25 protein-coding genes are annotated in these 24,355 nt (G+C 60.2%); 11 read left to right on the top strand and 14 right to left on the bottom strand.

All coding sequences use genetic code 11. The annotated features are described in order from the left end of the window. Positions 1 to 152 precede the first annotated feature (152 nt). Both KZ772_RS04710 and KZ772_RS04705 read left to right on the top strand, forming a co-directional pair. Positions 153 to 1,364 carry an acetyl-CoA C-acetyltransferase gene (locus KZ772_RS04710; RefSeq protein WP_290538689.1) on the top strand — a complete coding sequence of 404 codons (1,212 nt, stop codon included), beginning with the start codon at positions 153 to 155 and terminating at the stop codon, positions 1,362 to 1,364. A gap of 29 nt (positions 1,365 to 1,393) precedes the next feature. Next, positions 1,394 to 3,559 carry a 3-hydroxyacyl-CoA dehydrogenase NAD-binding domain-containing protein gene (locus tag KZ772_RS04705; RefSeq protein WP_290538688.1) on the top strand — a complete coding sequence of 722 codons (2,166 nt, stop codon included), beginning with the start codon at positions 1,394 to 1,396 and terminating at the stop codon, positions 3,557 to 3,559. A gap of 75 nt (positions 3,560 to 3,634) precedes the next feature. Here KZ772_RS04705 and KZ772_RS04700 read toward each other — a convergent pair whose 3' ends face one another. Beyond that, on the bottom strand, positions 3,635 to 4,045 hold the full coding sequence (locus KZ772_RS04700) for a VOC family protein (protein WP_290538687.1): 411 nt from the start codon (positions 4,043 to 4,045) through the stop codon (positions 3,635 to 3,637). 68 nt (positions 4,046 to 4,113) lie between these two features. Between KZ772_RS04700 and KZ772_RS04695 the strand changes: the two genes are divergently transcribed. Continuing rightward, positions 4,114 to 4,929, top strand: coding sequence for a PPK2 family polyphosphate kinase (locus tag KZ772_RS04695; protein ID WP_290538686.1), 816 nt, complete (start codon positions 4,114 to 4,116; stop codon positions 4,927 to 4,929). A 9-nt stretch (positions 4,930 to 4,938) separates the two neighbouring features. Beyond that, positions 4,939 to 6,477, top strand: coding sequence for a Na/Pi symporter (locus KZ772_RS04690; RefSeq protein WP_290538685.1), 1,539 nt, complete (start codon positions 4,939 to 4,941; stop codon positions 6,475 to 6,477). Here KZ772_RS04690 and KZ772_RS04685 read toward each other — a convergent pair. Next, a complete protein-coding gene (locus KZ772_RS04685; protein WP_290538684.1) occupies positions 6,469 to 6,867 on the bottom strand; it encodes a response regulator in 399 nt (132 codons plus the stop codon). The genes KZ772_RS04690 and KZ772_RS04685 overlap by 9 nt on opposite strands. 274 nt (positions 6,868 to 7,141) lie before the next feature. Between KZ772_RS04685 and KZ772_RS04680 the strand changes: the two genes are divergently transcribed. Together KZ772_RS04680 and purU are read left to right on the top strand one after the other, a co-directional pair. Further along, positions 7,142 to 8,161, top strand: coding sequence for an AraC family transcriptional regulator (locus tag KZ772_RS04680; RefSeq protein ID WP_290538683.1), 1,020 nt, complete (start codon positions 7,142 to 7,144; stop codon positions 8,159 to 8,161). Between the two features lie 24 nt (positions 8,162 to 8,185). After that, positions 8,186 to 9,058: a formyltetrahydrofolate deformylase gene (gene purU / locus KZ772_RS04675; protein ID WP_290538682.1), complete on the top strand. Its 873-nt coding sequence runs from the start codon at positions 8,186 to 8,188 to the stop codon at positions 9,056 to 9,058. A gap of 123 nt (positions 9,059 to 9,181) precedes the next feature. Here purU and KZ772_RS04670 read toward each other — a convergent pair whose 3' ends face one another. Continuing rightward, the gene (locus KZ772_RS04670) at positions 9,182 to 9,844 is read right to left on the bottom strand and encodes an outer membrane beta-barrel protein (RefSeq protein WP_290538681.1); all 663 of its coding nucleotides are present in this window, start codon (positions 9,842 to 9,844) and stop codon (positions 9,182 to 9,184) included. A 60-nt stretch (positions 9,845 to 9,904) separates the two neighbouring features. Between KZ772_RS04670 and rlmM the strand changes: the two genes are divergently transcribed. From rlmM to tusA, 3 genes are read left to right on the top strand one after another with little or no spacing between them, the layout of a single operon-like run. Continuing rightward, positions 9,905 to 10,966: a 23S rRNA (cytidine(2498)-2'-O)-methyltransferase RlmM gene (rlmM, locus tag KZ772_RS04665; protein ID WP_290538680.1), complete on the top strand. Its 1,062-nt coding sequence runs from the start codon at positions 9,905 to 9,907 to the stop codon at positions 10,964 to 10,966. Between the two features lie 2 nt (positions 10,967 to 10,968). Further along, positions 10,969 to 12,222, top strand: a complete 1,254-nt coding sequence (locus KZ772_RS04660; protein ID WP_290538679.1) for an MFS transporter — start codon at positions 10,969 to 10,971, stop codon at positions 12,220 to 12,222. Then, positions 12,219 to 12,455 carry a sulfurtransferase TusA gene (gene tusA / locus KZ772_RS04655; RefSeq protein ID WP_290538678.1) on the top strand — a complete coding sequence of 79 codons (237 nt, stop codon included), beginning with the start codon at positions 12,219 to 12,221 and terminating at the stop codon, positions 12,453 to 12,455. The genes KZ772_RS04660 and tusA overlap by 4 nt, the downstream gene beginning before the upstream one ends. 165 nt (positions 12,456 to 12,620) lie before the next feature. Here tusA and KZ772_RS04650 read toward each other — a convergent pair whose 3' ends face one another. Then, positions 12,621 to 13,307: a hypothetical protein gene (locus KZ772_RS04650; protein ID WP_290538677.1), complete on the bottom strand. Its 687-nt coding sequence runs from the start codon at positions 13,305 to 13,307 to the stop codon at positions 12,621 to 12,623. Between the two features lie 153 nt (positions 13,308 to 13,460). On the opposite strand from KZ772_RS04650, the gene KZ772_RS04645 reads away from it, so the two are divergent. Further along, positions 13,461 to 13,916, top strand: a complete 456-nt coding sequence (locus KZ772_RS04645; RefSeq protein WP_290538676.1) for a gamma-glutamylcyclotransferase family protein — start codon at positions 13,461 to 13,463, stop codon at positions 13,914 to 13,916. A gap of 262 nt (positions 13,917 to 14,178) precedes the next feature. Here the strand turns inward: KZ772_RS04645 and KZ772_RS04640 are convergent, their stop codons facing one another. Further along, a complete protein-coding gene (locus tag KZ772_RS04640; RefSeq protein ID WP_290538675.1) occupies positions 14,179 to 15,534 on the bottom strand; it encodes an MATE family efflux transporter in 1,356 nt (451 codons plus the stop codon). 16 nt (positions 15,535 to 15,550) lie between these two features. On the opposite strand from KZ772_RS04640, the gene KZ772_RS04635 reads away from it, so the two are divergent. After that, positions 15,551 to 16,147, top strand: a complete 597-nt coding sequence (locus tag KZ772_RS04635) for an elongation factor P hydroxylase (protein ID WP_290538674.1) — start codon at positions 15,551 to 15,553, stop codon at positions 16,145 to 16,147. 184 nt (positions 16,148 to 16,331) lie between these two features. Here KZ772_RS04635 and KZ772_RS04630 read toward each other — a convergent pair whose 3' ends face one another. From KZ772_RS04630 to arsC, 9 genes are read right to left on the bottom strand one after another with little or no spacing between them, the layout of a single operon-like run. After that, positions 16,332 to 17,642 (bottom strand): DUF58 domain-containing protein, encoded by a 1,311-nt coding sequence (locus KZ772_RS04630; protein ID WP_290538673.1) that lies wholly within the window; start codon positions 17,640 to 17,642, stop codon positions 16,332 to 16,334. Beyond that, entirely contained in the window at positions 17,639 to 18,610 is a 972-nt protein-coding gene (locus KZ772_RS04625) for a MoxR family ATPase (RefSeq protein ID WP_290538672.1), read from the bottom strand. The genes KZ772_RS04630 and KZ772_RS04625 overlap by 4 nt, the downstream gene beginning before the upstream one ends. After that, on the bottom strand, positions 18,607 to 19,914 hold the full coding sequence (locus KZ772_RS04620) for a DUF4350 domain-containing protein (RefSeq protein ID WP_290538671.1): 1,308 nt from the start codon (positions 19,912 to 19,914) through the stop codon (positions 18,607 to 18,609). Before KZ772_RS04620 ends, KZ772_RS04625 begins: the two co-directional genes overlap by 4 nt. Continuing rightward, on the bottom strand, positions 19,907 to 21,406 hold the full coding sequence (locus KZ772_RS04615) for a DUF4129 domain-containing protein (protein WP_290538670.1): 1,500 nt from the start codon (positions 21,404 to 21,406) through the stop codon (positions 19,907 to 19,909). Before KZ772_RS04615 ends, KZ772_RS04620 begins: the two co-directional genes overlap by 8 nt. Further along, on the bottom strand, positions 21,387 to 22,379 hold the full coding sequence (locus tag KZ772_RS04610; protein WP_290538669.1) for a stage II sporulation protein M: 993 nt from the start codon (positions 22,377 to 22,379) through the stop codon (positions 21,387 to 21,389). Before KZ772_RS04610 ends, KZ772_RS04615 begins: the two co-directional genes overlap by 20 nt. Further along, the gene (locus KZ772_RS04605) at positions 22,376 to 23,056 is read right to left on the bottom strand and encodes an RDD family protein (protein ID WP_290538668.1); all 681 of its coding nucleotides are present in this window, start codon (positions 23,054 to 23,056) and stop codon (positions 22,376 to 22,378) included. Before KZ772_RS04605 ends, KZ772_RS04610 begins: the two co-directional genes overlap by 4 nt. Further along, positions 23,046 to 23,387: a DUF2069 domain-containing protein gene (locus KZ772_RS04600; protein ID WP_290538667.1), complete on the bottom strand. Its 342-nt coding sequence runs from the start codon at positions 23,385 to 23,387 to the stop codon at positions 23,046 to 23,048. The genes KZ772_RS04605 and KZ772_RS04600 overlap by 11 nt, the downstream gene beginning before the upstream one ends. A 2-nt stretch (positions 23,388 to 23,389) precedes the next feature. Beyond that, the gene (wrbA, locus tag KZ772_RS04595; RefSeq protein WP_290538666.1) at positions 23,390 to 23,983 is read right to left on the bottom strand and encodes an NAD(P)H:quinone oxidoreductase; all 594 of its coding nucleotides are present in this window, start codon (positions 23,981 to 23,983) and stop codon (positions 23,390 to 23,392) included. Positions 23,984 to 23,990: 7 nt separating this feature from the next. Further along, complete coding sequence (arsC, locus tag KZ772_RS04590) at positions 23,991 to 24,344, bottom strand: arsenate reductase (glutaredoxin) (RefSeq protein ID WP_290538665.1); 354 nt, start codon at positions 24,342 to 24,344, stop codon at positions 23,991 to 23,993. Positions 24,345 to 24,355 lie beyond the last annotated feature (11 nt).

Below are 24,355 nucleotides of genomic sequence, written 5' to 3'. Positions count from 1 at the left end.
AGTGACGGGCGCGGGTAGGGCAATCTCTCGGGTCTACATTTGGCCGGTACCTGTCACTTTGTTAGGCATGATTGAACCCATGCATTGACAGGTGCCGCCCTTCACAACCCGTCAGCAGTGCTGACATCTGCCTGAGGCAAGAGGAAGGTTCCATGACCGAAGCCTATATTTACGATGCCATCCGTACTCCCCGTGGTCGGGGTAAAAAAGATGGCTCACTGCATACGGTGAAGCCGCTGGATCTGGTGGTCGGCCTGATCGATGAAGTGAAAGCCCGTTTCCCCAATATGGACACCAACCGTATTGATGATCTGTTGTTGGGTGTGGTTACCCCGGTGGGAGACCAGGGTGCCTGTATCGCCAAGACGGCAGCGCTGGCTGCGGGCCTGCCGGATACTGTGGCGGGTTATCAATTGAACCGTTTCTGTGCCTCTGGCCTGGAAGCGGTGAACACCGGTGCCCAGAAAGTGGCCTCTGGCTGGGATGACCTGATTCTGGCCGGTGGTGTGGAAGCCATGAGCCGCATTCCCATGGGTTCCGACGGTGGTGCCTGGGCCATGGATCCAATCACCAACTACAAGACCGGTTTCGTGCCCCAGGGCATCGGTGCTGACCTGATCGCTACCATCGAAGGTTTTTCCCGCCGTGACGTGGATGAATTCGCTGCCGAATCCCAGGCGCGGGCTGCCACTGCCTGGGAAAAAGGTTACTTCGGCAATTCCGTGGTACCGGTGAAGGATCTCAACGGGCTGACCGTCCTGGATCGTGACGAGCACGTTCGCGCTGGTACCACTGCCGATGGCCTGGCGGGTCTGAATCCGTCATTCGCCATGATGGGCGAAATGGGCGGTTTCGATGCCGTGGCCCTGCAGAAATACCACTGGCTGGAAAAGATCGATCACGTCCACCACGCCGGCAACTCCTCCGGCATCGTGGATGGCGCGTCACTGGTGGTACTGGGTAACGAGCAGGTCGGCAAGGACTACGGCATGAAGGCCCGTGGTCGTATTGTCTGCACCGCCATCAGCGGTGCCGATCCGACCATCATGCTGACCGGCCCGGGTCCGGCTGCCAAGAAAGCGCTGGCCAAGGCTGGCCTGAAAACCAGCGATATCGATCTGTGGGAAATCAACGAAGCGTTCGCCGCCGTGGCCATGCGTTTCATGAAGGACATGGATATCACCCCGGATGTGACCAACGTGAATGGCGGAGCTATCGCCATGGGCCATCCGCTGGGTGCCACCGGTGCCATGATCCTGGGAACCGCGCTGGATGAACTCGAACGTCGCGACAAGAAGTACGCGCTGTGCACCCTGTGTGTGGGCGGTGGCATGGGTATCGCCACCATCATTGAGCGTCTGTAAACCGCGTCGAACGAATTCGGAGAAATAAAATGAGTGAACAAACTGCTATCCGTTGGGAACAGGACGCGGACAACATCGTTACCCTGATTCTGGATGATCCCAACCAGTCCGCGAACACCATGAACGAGCTGTACGGTAAGTCCATGGCAGACACCGTGGAGCGTCTGGAAAAAGAGAAAGACAACATTGCCGGCGTCATTATCACCTCAGCCAAGAAGACCTTCTTTGCCGGTGGTGATCTGCGTGACCTGCTCAAGGCGAAAAAGGAAGACGGCCAAGTTTTTCTGGATAACGTGACCGAGATCAAGCGTCAACTGCGGGTGCTGGAAACCCTGGGCAAACCGGTTGTGGCGGCCCTGAACGGTACGGCCCTGGGCGGTGGTCTGGAAATCGCCCTGGCCTGTCATCACCGTGTCGCCATCAATGACAAGTCGGCCCAGTTCGGTCTGCCGGAAGTGACCCTGGGTCTGCTGCCCGGTGGTGGCGGTGTCACCCGCGTGGTGCGCATGCTGGGCATTCAGGATGGCCTGATGAAGGTGCTCATGCAGGGCCAGCGCATGAAAGCCGACAAGGCCCAGAAAGTGGGGCTGATCGACGAGCTGGCCGCCGACCGTGACGAAATGCTGGCCAAGGCCCGCGAATGGATCAAGGCCAACCCGAAGGCCCAGCAGCCCTGGGATCAGAAGGGTTACAAGATCCCCGGTGGCGACCCCAAGAATCCCAAGTTCGCCATGAATCTGCCGGCCTTCCCGGCCAACCTGAAGAAGCAGATCAAGGGTGCCAACTATCCGGCCCCGCTGGCCATCATGTCCGCAGCGGTGGAAGGGGCCCAGGTGGATTTCGACAATGCCTCCACCATTGAAGGTCGCTACTTCGTGTCCCTGGTTACCAGCCAGGTGGCCAAGAACATGATTACCGCCTTCTTCTTCAACCTGCAGGCGATCAATGCCGGTGCCAGCCGTCCCAAGGATGTGCCGAAATTCCGAGCCGAAAAAGTCGGTATTCTCGGTGCCGGTATGATGGGCGCGGGCATTGCCTACGTGACCGCTCGCAGTGGTGCCCAGGTGGTGCTGAAAGACATCTCCCAGGAAAACGCGGAGAAGGGCAAGGACTACTCCCGCAAACTGCTCGACAAGGAAATCTCCCGGGGCAAGATGACCGAGGAGAAGAAAGAGCAGATCCTGTCGCTGATCCACGCCACGGCAGACGCCAAGGATCTGGACGGGGTGGACTTCGTGATCGAGGCGGTATTCGAGAGCACCGAACTGAAGCACAAGGTTTTCCAGGAAATCGAGGATGTGGTGAAGCCCGATGCGGTGTTGGGTTCCAACACCTCGTCCCTGCCGATTACCGGTCTGGCCAAGGGTGTGAAGAAGCAGGACAACTTTATCGGTATTCACTTCTTCAGCCCGGTGGACAAGATGCCGCTGGTGGAAATCATTTCCGGCAAGGACACCAGCCCGGAAGCGCTGGCGAAAACCTACGATTACTGCCAGCAGATCAAGAAGACCCCCATCGTGGTCAACGATGCCCGTGGCTTCTTCACCACCCGCGTCATCGGTACCTTTGCCAACGAAGGCATTGCCATGCTGGGTGAGGGCATCAATGCCCAGTCCATTGAGCAGGCCGCCATGCAGGCGGGCTACCCGGTGGGCACCCTGAACCTGATTGATGAGATCAACATGGAAACCGCCCTGAAGATCGGCAAGGCGGCCCGTGACGATGCCAAGCGTGAAGGACTGGAGCTGCCGCCGGAGCATCCGTCGGAAGCGGTCATGAAGAAAATGGTCGAAGAGCTGAATCGCCCTGGTAAAGCCCAGGGTAAAGGCTTCTACGAGTACCCGGAAAACGGCAAGAAGCACCTGTGGCCTGGCCTGAAAGACGCCTTTGGCGGTGACAAGGAGATCCCGTTCGAAGATATCAAGGAACGGATGATGTTCGTGGAAGCCATCGAAGCAGTGAAATGCTTTGACGAAGGCGTGATGGAATCAGTGGCGGATGCCAATATCGGTTCTATCTTCGGTATCGGCTTCCCGGCCTGGACCGGTGGTGTGATCCAGTACATCAACCAGTACGAGGACGGCCTGCGTGGTTTCGTGGCCCGAGCCCAGGAGCTGGCCAAGCTGTACGGTGATCGCTTTAACCCGCCGGCTTCTCTGGTGGAGAAAGCGGAAAAGGGCGAAATCTACAAGTAACGAGGGTTTTGTCTGATAGAAAAACCCGGCCTTGTGCCGGGTTTTTTTATGCCTGTACGTTGCGCCGATACAGGGCTAGCGAGGCCCTACCCAGAAGTGCGGGTTGCAGGCCACTTCCCAAAGATGACCATCCGGGTCGGCAAAGTAGCCGGCGTAGCCGCCCCAGTCGGTGGGCTGGCCCGGCTTGATCCGTTGTGCGCCGGCTTTCTGAGCCTGGGCGAGAAGTCGGTCAACCTGCTGGGGGCTTTCCACATTGTGTGCCATCGCTACACCACGAAAACCCTCGCCTGCTGCTTCAACGCCAGCATCAGCGGCAAGGTCGTCATGACCGAACAGCCCCAGCCAGGTGCCGTTCAATTCAAAGAATGCCACCGGCGCATCGTCGGGCATGGCTCGGCGGGGCAGGCCCAGGCCCTGTTCATAAAAGCGGATAGCCGTCGTCAGGTCCCTGACGCCAAGGGTGATCATGCTGATACGTGGTTCCATTGAAATCTCCTGTTTGCGCAGATCACGCTGCCCTTTATGCTCAATACGGTATATCCAAGGGAGTGTGTATGGAACTGGATCGCTTTGGTTGGCCTTCTGGGCCCACCCTCAACGTGCAGAGTTTGCCAACAGATTTCCAGGAGCCGCCGCAACAGGATCTGGATACCGTGCTGGACAGTCTGCACGAATACCAGCGGCGACTGTTTGCCAATCGACGCCACGCGGTGCTCCTGGTGGTGCAAGGGCTGGACGCTGCCGGCAAGGACAGCCTGATTCGCACTCTGGCCCGGGCCATGGACCCGGCTGCGTTCCGGGTCCATGCATTCAGCCGCCCGCTGGGTGAAGAGGTGGACCACGATTTTCTCTGGCGGGTATGGCGGCACTTGCCGGCCAGGGGCGAAGTGGTGGCCTTTAATCGCAGCCATTACGAATCCGTACTGGCCGAACGGTTGTGGCCGGTCACCGAGCACAGCAGTGATGACTGGCCGCTGAAATACGAAGCCATCAACGCCTTTGAGCAGCATCTGCACCGGGAGGGAACCCGGATCATCAAGATCTGGTTGCACACCTCGCAGGAAGAACAACGCCGCCGGCTGCTGAAACGGCTGGATAAGCCGCGCAAGCGCTGGAAGTTTGATACGGCAGATGTGGAGAGCTGGTTGGCAAGGGACGCCTACTTGTCGCTGGTAAACGAGACTCTGACGGCAACGCATACCCTTCATGCACCCTGGCATCTGATTCCCAATGATGACAAGAAAAATGCCAGAGCGGCAGTGGCGGCGTTGCTCCTGTCCACGCTGAAAGAGCTGGCGCCGGAGTATCCGCAGGAAAACTCCGAGTGTATCGAGCACTACCGGAAAGTGTTGGCGAACCCGAATGATTGAATCACCGCGATGAACAGTGTGCTCACGATGATTGCCGGACTGGGCCTGTTCCTGTTTGCCATGCAACTGGTGGAACAGGCGGTGCAGACCCTGTTCAGCGAAAAGGCCTCCCGGTGGCTACAACGTTCCACCAATACCACCCTGAAAGGGGTAGTGGCAGGGGCCCTGATTACCGCCGTGATGCAGAGTAGTTCCCTGGTCGGGCTATTGGTGCTGGCATTTGTGTCAGTGGGGATACTTCCCCTGCGCCATGCCATGGCGGTGATGCTGGGCGCCAATCTGGGCACTACGGTAACCGGCTGGCTGGTGACGCTGCTCGGTTTCAAGCTCTCGCTGTCCGCAGTCAGCCTGCCGCTGGCAGGGGCCGGTGCACTCTGCTACGTGCTCCTGCCGAAAGGCCTGTGGCGTTCTGTCGGCCTGTTTCTACTGGCTTTCGGTTTGCTGATCTTCGGCCTGGATACCATGAAGGTGGCGGTGGAAGGCGTCGGGCAGCGCTTTGATGTGAGTTGGCTGCAGGGTTATCCGCCGGTGGTGTATCTGCTGGCCGGGGTGCTGCTGACTGCTATTATCCAGTCCTCGTCGGCGGCCATGCTGATTACGTTGTCGGCGCTCAATGGTGGTCTGATTGCCTTGCCGGAAGCACTGGCGCTGGTGATTGGTGCGGATCTGGGAACCACCAGCACCCTGCTGCTGGGGGCGATCAAGGGATCAGTCCAGAAGAAGCAGGTGGCGGCTTTCCATGTGTTTTATAACGTGGGAACAGCGCTGTTGGCCTTCCTTTTGATCATGCCTGTATGGCCCAAGGTGTCCGGCATGCTGGGTATCAGTGATCCACTATATGGATTGGTGGCTTTCCATACGGGCTTTAACCTGATCGGGATTGTGGTGTTTGCGCCGTTACTGGGTGCCATGGAGCGGAGCATTGAAAAGCATATCGGCAAGCGAGGGCACCATGATCTGTTCGCTGATATCAGTCCGCAATCAGTGGAGCCAGCGCTGTTGGTGCTGGGCCGTGAAACTGACAGCCTGATCGAACGGATCAGGCACTACTGCCGTTATCCCCTGCAGGGACGTTCCTTGTCCCGCTTCCTTGAGGAATACGGGCAGGTGACGGATCTGGAAATGCAACTGGCCGACTACGCCAACCGGCTGGCCCAGCAGCCCATGACCGAGGGGCAGGAACAGCGCCTGCGACGTTTGCGCGCCCGGGTACGCGAAGCCGTTTATGCCTTGAAGGCGCTCAAGGATGTGGCGGATGATCTGGCGCTACTGGCAGAAAGTCGTGATCCCGGCTTGCAGGGCTTCAGTGAACAGATCCTGCTTGCGCTGGAGAGACTTTACCAGTCACCACGCTGCGCGGACCTTGCGGAACAGCATCGCCAGGCCATGGAGCAACTTCACCGCGAAGCCTATTCATTGGTGGCAGATGCCCGTGTGCGGGGTATCAGCGTGCTGAATCTGGCCAGGGAGGTGGATGAAAGTGGTCGCCACTGGCTGCGAAGTCTGGCGGTGACGGAGGGTACTGTGACGGGGCTGGAGTCAGGCTGACGCGCCGGAGGGGGTCAGGTTGTTATCGGCGGCAAGCTGGGTAAAGGCCGTGTCCAGCCAGCGTCGCAATTCACTGGGGCGCAGGGGTTTGGGCATCAGGGTCTCACCACCGGCGTCCAGACACTGTTGCCGGTAGGCCTCACTATTGTTGCCGGAGATAAACAGTATGGGGGTCTGACCGTTCTGGTTACGAATTTCCCGGGCCACACTGAAGCCGTCAAGCGTCGGCAGTTCCACGTCCAGGATCAATAGATCCACGTTCCGTTGCCGGTAGAGGCGTAACGCCGCCTCACCGTCGGCTGCCAGTACATATTCATGGCCCAGCTCTTCGATGATACGGCAGATGATCAGACTGACAGCTTTATTGTCTTCGACAACGAGAACATTCATGAATGATTTTGTAACGTAACGGCGCGCTGATAACAAGGGTGAAAGACACGTCAAGGTAGTTTTTGTTATCTCAGCGTACAATGGCGCGACCGGATTGGGTAAACACTATGTCAATTATGGTCAGTTTCTTTATTATTGGCGATCCGGATTCCGGTCAGAGGATTCGAGATACAAGCCCGATGGACAAGAACGCTGAACGGGTAACGATTTCGGGATACTGAAGAAGCGGTTGAGCCGCTTTTTGGCATTGCCAATGGTGTGAGGGTGGCGGTCGATGTACCAGCGCAGAACAATCAATATCAATCGCGTAGTAAAGTTGCTCCAGGGGGCGGCCCGGTCTGGTGCCAGCATTCCCGATCTGCTTGATCAGTGCGACATCCCCCGGCAGTTGCTTGATGACCCGAACGGCACGGTTGAGCGCGACACCTTTATCAAGATGATGCTGCTGATCATGCAGCAGACCCAGGACGAGTTTCTCGGGTTCGGCCAGGGGCGAAAATCCAAGCCCGGTACTTTTTCCATGATGGCCCACGCGGTGATTAACTGCCCGACCCTGGGGGCGGCCATTGAGCGGGGTATCCGTTTTTACGATCTGTTCGAGCTGAGCATGCACTCCCGAATCGAGCGGGAAGGGGACATCGCCCGGCTGGTGGTCAAGGCCGATCCGCGCCTGGATTTCCGGGAAGTGATCATTGAGACCTCTCTGTTTGTCTGGCTGCGCTTCATGAGCTGGCTGGTGGGTAAGGCCATTGAGCCTCAGCTGGTAAAACTGGATTACACGGACGTGAGAAACGATGAAGAACACCGTTTTTTGTTCGATTGCCCCATCGAGTACAGCGCCGACGAGAATGCGGTGAGCTTTCGAGCAGATTTCCTGGATCTTCCCCTGGTGCAAAACGAGCTGTCTCTTTCCAAGTTTCTCAAGGACTCCCTGGCCCAGTTGTTCGATGGCAATATCCACAATGTGGGCCTACCGGCACAGATCCGGGCGATCATCTCCAACGAATACGGCAACAGCTTCCCCGATTTCACGGAAATCTGCGGTAAACTCAACATGACGCCGCAAACCCTGCGCCGCCGGCTGAAAGAGGCCAATACCAGCTACCAGGAAATCAAGGACTCCATCCGCAAGGATGCGTCAGTCTATTACCTGTCCAAGCCGGATCTGAGCATCGATGAGATTGCCCTGCTGATGGGCTTCAGTGAAGCCAGCTCTTTCCACCGTGCTTTCAAGAAGTGGACGGGCAAGACCCCATCCAGCTTCCGCAAGGAGCATTTCGGCGTCAGTCATTAATCTGCCCGATTACCAGGACCCGCAATGACAGTGCAAGACGCCAACACGGCCCGCCTGCTGGTAACCTGCCCGGACAAGCCGGGCATTATCAGCGCCGTCAGTACCTTTCTGTTCAACCACGGTGCCAACATCACCGACTTCGACCAGCATTCCAGTGATGCCCGGGGTGGCACGTTCTTTTTGCGGCTGGAATTCCAGACCCCGGAGCTGGACTGCTCCCGGGAGGCGCTGCGTAACAATTTCGCCAGCCGGGTGGCCGAGCCCTACGGCATGCAGTGGCAGATCAGCTATGCCAGCGAGAAAAAGCGCATGGCAGTGCTGGTGTCACGGCATGACCACGTGATCATGGATCTCTTGTGGAGAACCTCGCGGGGAGATCTGCCGGCCACCATTCCCATGGTGATCAGCAATCATGATGATCTGCGCGGCGAAGTGGAGCGATTCGGTATCGACTATCACCATATTCCGGTGAACGGCGATAACAAGGCCGAGGCAGAAGCGAAAGCGCTGGAGTTACTGGATGGCAAGGTGGACGTGATCGTGCTGGCTCGCTATATGCAGATATTGAGCAGCGAGTTCGTTTCCCATCACCCGCACCGCATCATCAATATCCACCATTCCTTTCTACCTGCCTTTGTGGGGGCCAACCCGTATCAGCAGGCCCATGACCGCGGTGTAAAGTTGATAGGTGCCACCAGCCACTATGTGACGGAAGATCTGGACCAGGGTCCGATCATCGAGCAGAACGTGCAGCGGGTCAGTCATAGACATTCCGCTGACGAGCTCAAATCGCTGGGGCAGGACGTGGAACGGCAGGTAATGTTGCGCGCAGTACGCTGGCACCTGGAAGACCGGGTCATCGTTGATGGCAACAAGACCGTGGTGTTTGTGAAGTAGCAGCACACTCCTATCTGCGATGACGTGAAAAAACGGTGCGTTGTTGGAGCTTTGCTTGCAAAGCGAAGAAGGCTGCTCCCATGCGCTTCGCCTTGAAAGCATGGCTCCAACAGCATTTCCGGGTCAGTTGGAATACCGTAGTCCCACCCCGAAGGTACCGAAGTGCTCGGATTCCAGTTGCGTTTGGCGGTAATCCGCGGTGACAGTCAGCTTGTCCACTACCGGGATGGCCAGACCCACGCCGAGGTAGGGCGCAATACCGCTCTGGCTGTCGCTGCTCGGGGCTTCCGTCAGTGACACCACGGTGTCGCCATTATTATCCAGCAGGGTGCGCTGCTGACGGTTTTCCAGTTCGAAATCGTAGATGTAGGCGCCGCCTTTCAGGTACACCCAGCGTTTTGTCTGCCAGAGCACTCCCACGGTGAAGCCATTTATTTCCAGCGAATCTTCCTCGCTGATGCGGACACTGCTGGCCCCGGCACCCTGTTCGGACACGGTTGGGGCTCGCTCAAATTCACTGTCGATGGAATCCTTGCTCTGACGCAGGAAACCCGCTTCCAGTCCCAGACGGGAATAACCGCCCAGATCGACACTGTTAAGCCACATACCAATGCGAATATCCAGTCCGTCAGTAGTGTCAAAGCCATAGGGTGCCAGGTCGGCACGCAGCATTTGCGCTTCGGCGTAGAAATCCACATCCGGTGGTGCCAGTTCTTCTTCGGCGTGTACAAAGGGGGAGAGCAGGGCGGTGCCAAGGCCCAGGGTCAGCGGCAATATTGTTTTCATTATTGATCCAGCCGTTGTGATAAGGACAATGTGCCACATTGTAACCACCGCGAGACCGACATGCACAGTGACTTGCAGCACGACCATGATGAAACCCTGCTGGGGTTGTGCCGACCCGGCTTCGAGAACGATCTGGCCGCGGAGCTGAACTACCATGCGGCAGAGCAGATGGTCGGCGGTTATCCGCGTACCGTCCCGGATAGTGGCTATGTGCTCTGGCACAGCCAGCAAGGCTCCATGGCGGCATTGCTGCAGAGCGGGCTGATTTTTGCCCGCAGCCTGAGCCTGGCAGAGGGCCAGTTCGTGGATATCGGCGACGACCGGATCGCCGAACTGTGGCCGTTATTGAAACAGGCGGCCCCTTTCAGCGAAGTGTTTCTGGAGCACCCGGACACCAACGATGGTCGCGAGATGCAGCGTTTTCTGCGGGGCTTTCGCAAGGCGCTGGAGCCTCGCCTGAAAAAAGCCGGCCTGCTGAAACCCGGTGCCCGTCAACGGGTGCACCTGTTCTTCAGTGATTCCCACAATGGCTGGGTGACCAGCAGCCCGACTGCTGTGCCGTTGGCCGAAGGCGGGGTACGGCGACTAAAACTGCCGGCCGAAGCGCCCAGCCGTTCGGCACTCAAGGTGGAAGAAGCGCTGCTGCGCTTTTTCGGCAGCACCGACAGCCTCACTGCGAAAACAGCCGTGGATCTGGGCGCCGCTCCTGGCGGCTGGAGCTGGCAACTGGCCCGCCGTGGCATCAAGGTGCAGGCGGTGGATCATGGCAAACTCGATGCCCGTCTGCTGGATGAATACCCGGTGGAACATATCCACGGTGATGCCTTCACCTGGCGGCCCCGCAGCAGTGTGGACCTGGTGGTCTGCGATGTGGTGGACAAGCCGGCACGGACCCTGCAGCAGATGGAAAAGTGGCTTACCCAGGGCTGGTCCCGGGCGGCCCTGTTCAATCTCAAGCTGCCCATGAAGCGCCGTTTTCAGGAGGCGTGGCAATTGCTGGAAAAACTGACCGCTGCCATGGAACGCCATGAGCATCTGGGCGTCCCCGAGATCAAGGCGGCACAGCTTTACTACGATCGGGAGGAAATCACCGTGTGGGCCGCGTTCCACCGGGATTACTGATCATGTCAGCACAGCGTGTCTCCTCAACAGGGACTCCAGCCCTGTTTGTCACCCTGGGCATGCTGTATTTCGCCCAGGGGCTGCCTGCTGGTCTGCTGGGTAAATCCATGCCGGCCCTGGCCCGGGACGCAGGCCTGTCACCGGAATGGATTGGTCTGCTGGCGCTGCCGGCGTTGCCCTGGGCACTGAAGTTTCTCTGGGCGCCCTGGGTGGACCGCTGGGGCAGTGGCAAGCCCAATCACCGCAAGCGCTGGGTTCTTGCCTGTGTGTTTGCGGTGATGCTGGTACTGGCCATCACTGCCTTGTTTCCCCGCGAATGGTTGTTTGGTCCGGGCTTTGCGTTGCTGGTGGCCCTGCTTTTCCTGCTCAACCTGTTCAGCGCTACCCAGGATATTGCCACCGATGGCCTGGCCACTCGCTTGCTGACGCCGGACCTGCGTGGGCTGGGGAACAGCATTCAGGTGAACGGCTACAAGATCGGCATGATCCTGGGCAGTGGCGCCTTGCTGATCATGGTCGGTCGTTGGGGCTGGCAGGGCACCCTGGCAAGCCTGATTGTGGCCCTGCTGTTGGTGGCACTGGTTGTCTGGCGATTTCGCGAGCCCCGGGAGCAGATCAAACCCCGTCGACCCGTGACGTTGCGCTGGTGGCGCCGGCAACTGACTCTGTTCTGGTGGCGGCCAAAGATGGCAGTGTGGCTGGTGATCCTGCTGGGCTACAAGGTTGGTGACGGGTTCGGTACCCGCATGATCAAACCCTTTCTGGTGGACCGGCAATGGAGCCTGGAAGCCATCGGCCGTCTGGACCTGGTGTCATCCCTGGTGGGGTTGGCCGGGGCGGCTCTGGCGGGTGTACTGATGATGCGGCTGTCGCGCAAACTGGCCTTGTTCGGCTTTGCCGGCTTGCAGGCCTTGTCGTTTCTGGGCTGGTGGATGGTGGCCAGCAGCGAGGCGGACCACTGGATCTGGCCGGTCGCCCTGTTCGAGCAGTTCGCTGATGGCCTCTCCACCGTGGCCCTGTTTGTGCTGATGATGGATTACTGTCGCAGCGGCCACGAGGGCAGTGACTACACCATGCAGGCGTCGGTGCAGCTTTTTGCGGTGGGGGCCTTCACCCTGGCCAGCGGTTTCAGTGCGGCCTGGCTGGGGTACGCCGGCCACTTCCTGCTGGCTGCGATTCTCTGCTCAGCCGTTATAATGGCCGCCTTTTTCTGGCAAGCGCCCCTTGATGGCAACGCACAAAAGGTAACTCCATGAGCCATGACGCCCAACACCACCTCGATGCCACCGGCCTGCTGTGCCCGGAACCGGTGATGATGCTGCACAACAAGGTGCGCGACATGGCCCCCGGAGAGGTCCTGGAAGTGCGCGCCACCGACCCGTCCACTGAGCGGGACATCCCCAAGTTCTGCCAGTTTCTTGGCCATACGTTGTTGGGGCAGGAGCAGGAAGGGGAGCTTTGGGTGTATTGGATACGGAAGAAGCAGTGAACAGTTAATAGTTAACAGTGAATAATTGCGCGCCCAAGCGCATTGAAAGTTGAACGCAAAGAGGCCGCGTCCATGGCTAGGACGCGGCCTCTTTGCGTTGTGGATTCGCTCACGGATCAATCCGCGTAGCTGTTCACTATTCACTGTTAACTATTAACTGTCTTTTCAACTCCTTGCCAGCATGGCCACCGCCGCCAGTGCTTCCGGGTCGCGTTCTTTCAGTTTGTTGGCGATGCCGTGTTGAAAGAAGTACCGAAAGTCCGGCAACTGTTGGGCCTGAATCAGGCATTTGGCGCCGGGTAGCACCGGGGTTTCCATGGAACCGGATTCGTCGGCCACCATGGCGGCCAGGCTGCCGTCGGCGGTCAGCCGCCAGCTCACCACTTCCATCAGGCTGATGGTGTGGAAGTCATCTTCGGAAAATACCGCGTGGGTCCCGATGGTGTCGGGGATTTCCTGAATCGTCTGGTGGCCGGGCTGGGGCTTGCCAAAGAAGCCCAGTGCCGCATCCAGCTCCTGCACCTTGTGCTCCGGGGCATCAATGAACAGGTAATCGCTTTCCGGCAGACGGTAGCCTTCCCAGCGACCGTTCAATGGATCGGCCAGGGCCATAGCGGTCACCGGCTCTTTCAGCCAGGGCACCATGGCCACGGTGTCGCCGTTGGCAAGGCGGGCCCAGGCCAGGATTTTCAGGGAGAAGAGTTTGTCCGGGTGATGATCATTGGCGTACAGCAGCTCAATGCCATCGTATTCCGGGGAAAGGCGCAAAATGGGGGGCTGTGCCGCTTTGCGGCGTGGAGAGAAAGGAACCACATTGTTCCCGCCAGGGTGTTGCCGGTGAGCCTGAGTCATGGGCACCTCCCGGTACAAGTCCTTGGCGCCGCCAGCCCGACACACAGTGTTCGTTCTGCACGGCCCGTTAATTCACGTTAGCCTGTACGGGGCGGCCATGCAACCCGCTGCAGATAACCGGTTTATCGTGGCATTTTTCTTCAGGAGGCGTATGTGCAGTGTGAGTATTATTTTGCCTATGGCTCGAACATGAACCCGGGCCGTATGGCGGTGCGCGGCATGCGTTACCGGGAATCCATGGCGGCGCGGCTGGATGGTTGGGGGCTGGCATTCAACAAGCGGGCCCATGGCAAACAGGGCATTGCCTACGCCAACATCGTGCCCATGGAGGGCGTGGTGGAAGGGGTGCTATACCGCTTGCGCGACCATCGGGAAATCGAGCGGATGGACCCCTATGAAGGGCACCCGGTCCGTTACCGCCGTGAATGCCTGCCGGTGCTGACGGGCGCAGGGGAGATCCCCACCTGGGTCTACATTGCCAACCCAGACTGGCAGGCGGACAACCTGAAACCGGAGCGCTGGTATCTCAATCATCTGTTGAGCGGTCGCCCTTGGTTGACCGACAGTTATTACCGAAGGCTATTGCAGGTGCCGGTGTTTCAATCGTAGGCGCCTGCCGGACGATAAACCGGTTGTGGGGTACGAGAAGCGAAAGCCTGGCCTTCCGGTTTTGTATTTGGCTAACGCGCCATTTATTCGCAAGCAATGAGAGTGACGATCCTACAGGCGGTGATCATAACGCAGGGTGGATTAGCCTAAGCGTAATCCTCCTGTGCTTTCTCCTCCCTCGCCGAGCCATCGTCGTACCGAAACAATGGTGGATTACGCCTAGGCTAATCCACCCTACGGGAGACGCCGGAGAGGGATGATGTCAGGTGGTTGGTGACAAGCTTTGTTGCATCCGCCAGCGCAGTCGCCAGCCGAGCAGAATGGCGGCCACGGTGAGACCAGCTACCAGACCGATCCAGAACCCAGCCGGGCCCATGGGCTCACCGAACCAGTGGCTCAGACCCAGGCCGTAACCCAGCGGCAGGCCCACCCCCCAGTAGGCGAACAGGGTCATGATCATCGGCCAGGCGGTATCCTCGAAGCCGCGCAGGCAGCCGTTGGCGCATACCTGCAGGGCGTCGGATACCTGGTATAACGCCGCGAACAGCAACAGATAGGTGGCCAGTTCGATCACGTCCCGGTTATTGGTATAGATATGGGGGATCCAGCCTCTTGCCAGTACCAGCGCCGCGGCTGCCGTCACCCCCACCACCGTGGTAATGCACAGTGCCACCTGCACCGCGTGGCGCAGGCCAGGCTCGTCGTGGCGCCCCCTGGCATGGCCCACGCGGACCGAGGCGGCCAGGGAAAAGCTGAGCGGCACCATGAAAATCAGCGAGGTGAAGTTCAGGGCGATCTGGTGGCTGGCCACGATCTGGGCGCCCAGGCTACCGATCAGCAGCGCAATCACGGCAAAGATGCTGACCTCGAAAAAGATCGACAACCCCACCGGCAGACCCAGACGCAGCATGTATCCCAGGCTGGCTATTTCGAAGTGGCGCCGGCGCAGATTCAGTGGGGCGTGCTGGTACACCGGGTGGCGATGGGTATAAAACAGCATCATCAGCGCCATGGACCACATCACCAGGGAAGTGGCCCAGCCACAGCCCACGCCTCCCATGGCAGGGAAGCCCAGCTTGCCGTAGATCAGTACATAGTTACTGGGAATATTGATCAGCAGGCCGATCACACTGATCAGCAACACCGGGCGGGTGTGATTCATGGATTCGGTGTAGCTACGGATTGCCAGCATCAGGGCGGCGCCGGGCATGCCCCAGCTGAGCGCATCCAGATAGCCGCTGACCAGTGGACGAATGGCTGGGTCCACGTCCATCCATACCAGTACCGGGGCGATGCTGCGCAGAATCAGGGCGCAGAGAATCCCCAGCCCCAGGCCCAGCCAGATGCCCTGCTGGGCGAGCGGGTTGATGCGATGGTAAGCTTCGCCGCCGAGATGGCGGGAGAGAATCGGCGTGGCGCTCATCAGCACGCCGGTCATGAACAGGAACAGGGGCACCCAGATACTGGCACCCACCGCCACCGCCGCCAGATCATTGGCACTGACCCGACCGGCCATCATGGTGTCCACAAAGCCGTTGGCGGTCTGGGCCAACTGGCCGCCAAGAATGGGCAGGGCAAGTGTGAGCTGGGCGACGAGCTCCTGACGACGGGATGACATAGGCGCGACGAATCTTATGGGTGATCTTGGCGGTAAGCCACAGGGCCAAACGAAGGCGGCTACCATACCGCAAAGCGCTGTCCGGGGGCACCGTAGCGACGACCTGGACAGACTGTTTAGGGCCACTTTTTTTCCTTCCTACGCCACCGTGCTGGAAGGCGGCGCGGACGAGCCCCTGTATCGTCCGGGCAATCCCCATCGTATCTGCTATACCCGCGATTATTTCCGCAGCGCCCTGCACGAAATCGCCCACTGGTGCGTGGCAGGCCCGGCGCGCCGGCAGCAGGAAGATTATGGCTACTGGTACGCCCCGGACGGGCGCAATGCCGCACAGCAGGCAGAGTTCACCCGGGTAGAAGTCTTGCCCCAGGCCTATGAAGCGCTTTTCTGCGCCGCTTGCGGCCATCCGTTCAGGGTGTCACTGGATAACCTGAATGGGGATGCGGGGGATGAAAGGGACTTTGCCATGAAGGTCAGGGAGAAGGCGCTTTCCTTACTGGAAAACGGCCTTCCCGAACGCCCCCGACTCTGGTGTCAGGCCTTAGCAGATTTCTACGGTCGGACGTCTATTTCCCTGGAGGAGGGACTTGGCGAGGTTTTTGATTGCCCTTGATCAGTGGACTGGAGCGTTTCAGTTAACAGTGAATAGTGAATAGTTAACAGCGACGCGACCAGGCTTTTCTGGTGCTGAAACGAAAGAGGCCGCGCTCAAATCATGGGCGCGGCCTTTTTCGTTGCAGATTGTGCTGACCTGTGGCGCGAGCTATTAACTGTTCACTGTTAACTATTCACTGCCCTTAAAGTCTGCCGCTGCGTTTCAGCATTAAATACAGGTTGTTGAGCTGCGCCGGCATGTGCTGCGGGGTGGTGGCGGTGACCAGGGCGCCGGCGTGGCGCAGGCGGGTGTGCAGATCGTGGCGGGCTTGCTGTTCCTGGGCGTCGGCGCACACTTGCAGGGCGCGGTCGAAATCATTGCCTACCGGCTGGCGGGCCAGTTGTTCCTGCTCTGGCAACAGCATGTCTGCAATCAGCACCAGATGGTGGCGGCGCAGCAGCGATACGGCAGTCATCAGGTCGTCCAGGTCTTCCTGCTGCAAGCGAGTGACCAGTACCACCAGGGCGCGGCGTCGGCTGCGGCGGACCAGTTGCCGGGCAGCCAGGCTGAAGTCACTGGCATGGTGGCTGGGGTGCAGGTCGTAAAGCCCGTTGAGCAGATGGTTGATGCCCTGCTGGCCTTGTACCGGGGGCAGCCAGCGCGGCTGGTCGCCGGAAAACAGCATGGCGCCGGCCTTGTCCTTCTGCTTGAGTGCGCTCCAGGCCAGCAGCAGGGCGGCGTTGAGAGCGTGGTCGAAGCCGGTCAGGGCGCCCACCGGCATCCCCAGGCGGCGCCCGCCATCCAGCATCACCAGTACCTGTTGATTCTGCTCGTCCTGATATTCCCGGCTGATCAGGCTGCGGCGCCGGGCGGTGGCCTTCCAGTCGATCTGGCGCAGGCTGTCACCGGGGTGATATTCCCGTAGTTGATGAAACTCCATGCCTTCGCCTCGGCGCGGTTGCAGGCGGGTGCCGGTGAGCAGGTGAGCATGGTTGGCATCCAGTCCACTGTGGCTGAGCCGGGAAAAGTCCGGGTACACCGGCACGGTGCAGGCGGCGCCGCATACCTTGCGCACCCGCCACAGCTTCAGTCGGCTGGGGAACCAGAACACCAGATCGCCAAATTGCACCGGGCCGCGGCGGCTAGGCCGGTAGTGATAGGTCAGCTCGGTCAGTTCTTCTTTGGCTCGCTGCAGGGTGGCCGGCAGGCCGGTGTGGGGATCGTCGCCGGGGTGCTGATCGGCCAATTCCACGCTGTCCGGCAGGCTTGCGGAGGTGACCCGCACCCGTACCGGGTGCGGTTGCTGAACCGACAGGGCGGTGGGCAGCTCCCGTTGTGCTTGCGGGGCGGGCAGGCGGCGGGCGTGCCACAGGTCCAGCAGGGCAATCACCAGAGTCAGGCCGCCAAGCGCCCACCACAGGGCTACGGCGAGAATCCCCGGTATGACCAGCAACGGCAGGGCCAGTAGCGCCCAAAGGCCGGTGAGCAGGAGAAAACGCGGCGCCGGCTTCATTGCTTCGGCGCTTCCACCTGTTCAAGCAGTCGACCCAGGGCGGTTTCCGGGGTCTGGCCTTCGATTTCCGCATCGGCACTGAGCTGGATACGGTGGCGCAGGACCGGGCGGGCCACCTGCTGCACATCGTCCGGGGTAACAAAATCGCGGCCCTCGAACAGGGCCTGTACCCGGCTGGCCCTGGCCAGGGCGATGCTGGCACGGGGGCTGGCACCGTGGCTCAGGCCGCTGAAATCCCGGGTGGCACGCACGATGCGCAGGGCATAATCGAGGACTTCGTCGTCGATCAGCACGCTGTCGCTAAGGGACTTCATGGCTTTCAGGCCAGCGGCATCAGTAACCGGCCTCAGGCTGTCCACATCCAGGCTGGCGCGGATGGTGCCGTCCAGCACCATGTTGACCAGACGGGTTTCGTCGGCGTGATCCGGGTAGTCGATCAACACCTTGAACAGGAAACGGTCCAGCTCCGCCTCCGGCAGCGGGTAGGTGCCTTCCTGGTCCAGCGGGTTCTGGGTGGCCAGTACCATGTAGGGTTCGTTCAGGGTGAACGCCTTGCCTTCGATGGTGATCTGCCGCTCCTGCATCACTTCCAGCAAGGCTGCCTGGGTCTTGGCCGGAGCCCGGTTGATTTCATCGGCCAGAAGCAGTTGCGTAAAGGCGGGGCCGCGGCGAATGCGGAACTGCTCACTCTTCTGATCGTACATGGCGTGGCCGGTCACGTCCGTGGGCATCAGGTCCGGGGTGAACTGGATACGGTTGAAATCCAGCTCCAACACCTTGCCCAGGCTACGCACCAACAGGGTCTTGCCAAGTCCGGGTACCCCTTCGATCAGCACGTGGCCACCGGATACCAGGGCGATCAGCACTTCGCGAACCACCTGGCGTTGGCCGATCAGCACCTGATTGAGGTGGTGTTCAATATCCTGGGCCAGGCGGGCAGCCTCGGCCAGGGTAGTGGGCTGTGTCATGTTTCACTCCTCAGTGCTTGCAGCAGGGCCACCTGCTGGGTGAGCTGGTCGCGGTTTGCCGGGGGCTGTGTCAGCGCATGCTCAAGTTGTGCCACGGTGACGTTCAGATGCGTGGCGGCGCGCTTCAGGGCCTGCTGGCGCTGGTGATGGTAACGGTTGAGTCGGGCTTGCGCCTGCTGACGCAGGGCGGTGAGCAGGGTGCCCTGCTGTTCGGTGCGCCACTGGAAGTAGCCACTGGCGTGCAGATGCTGCAGGTAGTCCCGGTTGTTGTCTTCGGCCACCGGCTGAATCGGGCCGCGGCGGGGAATGCGTGACCATAGCCACAGGGCGACAAGCAGCAGCAGGGCGGTGCCCAGTTCCGGGGCGCGGAGCCATAGCCATTGCAGCAGTGGCGGCATGGCCACGGAGCGCACGAACCAGACCGGTTCGTTGCCGGTGAGCCAGGCCAGCAGCCAGGCGTGGTCGAAATAATGCAGATTGTGGTTGTCCCACAGCCCCAGGTCGGTGAGTACGGTGACCTGGCCGTCGCCCAGGGATAGCTGGACCAGCTGGCTGCCGTAATCGTTGTCCGCATAGGCGGTCACTTCCACCGGCCACTCGGGGAGAAACTCTTCCGGACTGCTGTCCTCGTTCCAGCTGTGGTGCCAGAGCACATGCTGGCTGTGCAGCTGGATGCGCCGGGAGGGCTGGTCATCACCGGCATGCAGCAGCAGGGGCTCCGGTTGTGGCGGGGCCTCGCAGGCCAGTGCCTCGCAGGTGTCACGCAGTTCGTCGTTGTCGGTGAGTAGACAATATTGCAGGGGGTTACCGGCAAAGGCGGGCAGGGCGTCGAGCAATTCGAAAAAGGGGGCCAGCTCTTCGTCGTCGGTTTCCTGTTCGCTTTTCCAGACGGTGATGCCGAGGCTGTAGAGCAGGGGGTCGTTGTCCTGCCACTCCATCTCGGTGGCGGTATCTTCGTCCCGGGATTTTGGTAGTGGCCGTGCCTCGACGATCAGTTCGCCACCGGCTTCCACCCATTGCAACAGTGAGCGGACCTGACTGTGGTTGAGCAGGCCGCGTTGCTTGTCGATGACCAGGGTGGTGTCTTGTTCCGGCAACGGAAACAGGGCGGCGGCACTGAGCACCCGTTTGCTGGGCTGGCCCCGCTGTGCCAGCCAGTCCTGGGCAGCGCTGTAGGGGTTGCGTTGAATGGCGCTGTCCGGCGCCGCCCGCTGGATCACGGTGACCGGCTCGGTGAGTGTGTAGTAGGCGATCATCAGCGCTACCACCAGCAGGGCGCCCAGCCAGGGGAGTTTTCTACGCATGGGCAGCCTCCTCTGCGCTGATCTGCTCCCAGTCAGCCAGCAGGGTGCGCACCGTATCAGCGCCCACCGGACGATGGGCCCAGGCAGTGCTGATCCAGGCTTGAGTCAGGCGTTGCAGGTAGAGAATCGGCAAGGATTCGCCGTGGGTGGCCTTGAGGTTGCGCAGGCATTGCTGCTCGGTACTGCCCGCGGCCAGAGCCACCGGATAGCGGTGCAGCAGGTTGGCCAGGGCACTGCGCAGCATCAGCGACAGGGCCAGGCGAATATCGCTGGCGGCCAGTGCTTTCTCCACCGCGTCGCGCAGATTCTTCGGCAGGCTCTGGCGGCGAATATCCATGCCGGCCACATGGGTGGGGATCACCGGGGTGTTATCCCGATTGCGGCTTCCCAGCCCCAACTGATCCATGACCTTGATCAGCAGCCAGATCGCCAGCCCGGCGAACAGGGTCCAGAACAGTATCCATAGAACGGCATCAGGGATGTCGAAGGGGCTGGAAGAGGAGTCCGGTTGCTCATCATCGTCCAGGTTATCGAAGAAGTGTTTCCAGAATTCTTCCAGCCAGCTGTTGCCGTCGTCGTTCCGGTCTTTCCATTGCCGTTCGGTACGCTCTTCGAAAGGCATGTAATCCGGCCCGGCCAGTAGCTCGATGACCTGCTGTTGCTCTTCATTGCGGGGGGCGGGCTCTGCCGTTGCCGGTTCCGGCAGGGGCAGCAACAGGGCCAGAAGCATGAGCACGGTGGCACCGGTGCGGGTTGCCCGGTGGCGGCCAAGGCGGGTCAGGCCCAGTTGCAGGTCCCAGCCTTCCAGCCAGGTGCGCTTGTTCAGATAGAGGGCAAAGCCGCAGGCTACATAAAGTGGTTCGGTGACACACATGACCAGGTACAACGTGGCACTGGCAATGGCCATCTGCAGGGCACCCTGATCATAGAACCAGTCACTCCATTCCAGGCTGAACTGCCAGGGCACCAGGGTGTAAAGCAGCACCATCAGCCCCATGGCCATGAACTGTTCCAGGTGCAGCACCACGATGGTCATGATGCCGGCCCGGTTGGAGGGGTAGCTGTTCAGTGCCCGCAAACGCTGGCTGAGTTGTTCCCCTTTGGCGCCCTCCAGTTGCCAGACGCAGGTGTTGAAACTGCGTGCCGGACCGAAACGCCGCCAGGTGAGCTGGCTGGCCAGGCCGGGCAGGGCGTAGTGGCGCCAGCGCTGGAACAGTTGTTTAAGGGTGAGGGTTTCCGCAAACAGGGCGTGGCTGTACCAGGCCAGTAATGGCCGTTCCCAGAGTGGCTTGAGCCACCAGAACAGGAACAGCGGCAACAGGGTTTCTGCCAGCAATGACCAGCCCAGCAACAGCCCGAAAGGCACCAGCGTGAACGCCAGCCATACCCACAGCACCGGTGCGGCCCAGTGTCGATACAGTTTGGTACCCAGGTCCACCGCCTGCCAGGGGCTACGCGGTGCCAGGCGAGCGCTAGCCTTTTCCAGCTCCACGTTGACGTCCCCCGAAGAAAAGATAGAGATAAAGCAGTGCCCAGCAGGCGGCACCGACGCTGTATTTTATGGTGGGTGCGAAGTCTCTGGGCGACCAGAAGGCTTCGATGAAAGCGGCCAGCAGTAGCAGGGCGAATACCCCGTACATGGTCGGCAACGCATCCCGTGCGGCCAGGCGCAGGGCATCCAGCCGCGACCATTGCGCTGGCGCGATAATCGACCAGCCCAGTCGCAGCCCGGCGCCCCCGGCCAGCACGATGGCGGTGAGTTCAGGAGCGCCGTGGGCAATCACGAAGGTGAAAAACGCTTCATGGCCGCCAGTGTTGATCAGGTGGCCGGCGATGGCGCCAAAGAAGCTGCCATTGAACAGCATGACAAAGATCGCGCCCACGCCCAGCAACAGGCCGCCGGCAAAGGTGCGAAAGGCAATGCCGATGTTGTTCTTGATGTAGTAACCGAACATCAGCACATCATCCTCGCCCTCACGGTCGGCATGGATGTCAGCGCTGGCAGAATCCGCCGGCTGGTACATGAGCTCCAGATCCGAGAGCATGGCTTCGTCCACCACGGTATAGATCATCTCTGGTTGTTGCTGCACCAGAATCCAGGCCAGTGCGATGGACAGCACAAAGCTGAGCGCGCTGACCAGGTGCCACTTCCATTGCCGTCGAACCGCAGCGGGAAAGCCGCTGGCAAAAAACTGGCCGATGCGATCTGCCAGGGGCGGGTTGTAGCGGTACAGCTGGTGGTGGGCACGCAGCACCAGGTTGTTCAGGTATTGCTGCAATTCCAGGCTGTAGGTGCGCTCACGGGCCAGCGCCAGTTGATGGCAAAGCTGGCGGTAATCCGCCACAAAGCGATCCAGCGGCAGGCGTTTCTTGCGCGATACCCGTAGCGCTTCCAGTTGCTCCAGCTGCTGTTCCAGCGAGTCCCACAGGGGGCGGTACTGTTGTTCGAAGCGGGCCTGTTTCATTGGGCCCCCTCAAGCAGGTAACGGGTCACGGAGCGCAGACGTGCCAGTGCCAGCGGTGGGCTCAGTTCCGGGAAGGCCAGTTGTGCCAGTTCCTGCTGGCGGGCTTCGGAAAACTGGTCCTGGCGCTCGTGGAAGGCCAGCAGGGCCAGTTGGTCCTGGGAGCTGAGCGGCCAGTCCGGCGGATTGGCCGGGCCGCTGTGTTGCTTGCGGGTGGTCTCGGTCTGCTCGATATGGACTACCAGGGTGTTGGCCGCCATGTCGCCCAGGCGCTGATAACGGGGGCTGATCAGGGTGGTGACAAAACCCAGCAGGTAAAACAGCGGGAAGGCATCGGCGGTGCGCAGCAGATTACGGATCAGGCTGCCGTTGAAACTGAGCGGGCTGCCGTTGGCGTGGACCACGGCAATGCCCATGGCTTTCTTGCCCGGGGTCTGGCCATGGCGCAGCGCTTCGAACAGGGTGGGGTAAAACCATTCCAGCGCAAAGCCGATGATCAACAGCAGGCCGATACCCATTTTGCCAAGCATGCCGAGCACGAAGGCCAGTACCGCAAAGATCAGCAAACGAAGGGTGAGGTCGATACCGTAGGCCATGGCCCGGGTCACCGGGCCGGCCAGGGACAGGCTGAGCATGGCCCCTTCCGGTGTCTCCACCTCGTACCGTTCGTCAATCAGCATGCTGCCCCTGGCGAATCTGCAGGGCAGAGAATACGAACAGCATGACCGTCAGCGAGGTCTTGGCGATGGCCAGGGTGCGTACCGGTGGCGGATCCAGTAGTTGGACAGCATAGCCGCAGAAATAGAACAGCAGAATAAAGCATAGCCAGGTGGCCTGACGCTTGTTGCCACTGATCACGGCGGGGAGCATCAGCACCAGGGGGGCATAGAGAATCACCGCAAAGATGATGCTGGAGACAGGATGTACATCCGGCGGTGCCAGGCTGAACAGCCCGGTGATGCCGACAAACAGCAGGAGTGCGTAACTGATACGCAGAAGCAGCAGATTCATTGTCAGGCCTTGAGTTGGCGGGCCAGGGTGGCCAGGCGTTTGCCCAGCGCCCTTGCCAGGGAGATTTCATGATCGGTCAACGACGGGTCCGCATCGATGCCGGCAACGTGGGTAGGGCCATAGGGTGTGCCGCCACTGCGGGTATCCAGCAGCGCCTGCTCGGAATAGGGCACACCGGTAATCACCATGCCGTGGTGCAGCAGCGGTGTCATCATGGATAGCAGGGTGCTTTCCTGGCCGCCATGCAGACTGCTGGTGGAACTGAACACGCCGGCGGGTTTGCCGATCAGGGTGCCTTTCATCCACAGGTCGCTGGTCTGGTCGATAAAGTATTTCAACGGCGCGGCCATATTGCCGAAGCGGGTGGGTGAGCCCAGCGCCAGGCCACTGCAACCGGCCAGGTCATCCAGACTGGCATAGGGCGCTCCCTGTTCCGGTACGGCGGGTTCGGTGGCTTCACAGTTGGCAGAGATTGCCGGTACCGTGCGCAGCCGGGCTTCCATGCCGGTGCCTTCAATGCCGCGAGCGACCTGTTGCGCCAGATTGGCCACACTGCCGTTGCGGCTGTAGTAAAGCACCAATACATAATCCGTCATGATGGTGTCAGTCCAGCAGGTTAAGGGCGTTTTCCGGCGGGCGTCCCAGCACCGCCTTGCTGCCCCGTACCACGATGGGGCGCTCGATCAGCTTCGGATACTGCACCATGGCGGCAATGACAGCATCATCGCTGCTATCCGCCGACAAGCCTGCCGTTTTATAGTCGGCTTCCTTGTTACGTACCAGATCATGAGCCTTGGCAAGGCCAAGTTTCTTGATCAGGGTTTTCAGCGTGGCGGCATCCGGGGTGTCGTCCAGATACTTTACGATAGTGGGCTGGATGCCGTTTTCTTCCAGTAATGCCAGCGTTTGGCGGGATTTCGAACAGCGCGGGTTATGGAAGATGGTGTAGTCCGTCATGAGTTTTGCAT

The organism is Alcanivorax sp. (assembly GCF_019431375.1).
GTDB classification, from domain to species: Bacteria; Pseudomonadota; Gammaproteobacteria; order Pseudomonadales; family Alcanivoracaceae; genus Alcanivorax; species Alcanivorax jadensis_A.
The sequence above is the reverse complement of the archived record's forward strand: the minus strand, read 5'-3'. Positions and strand labels throughout refer to the sequence as shown.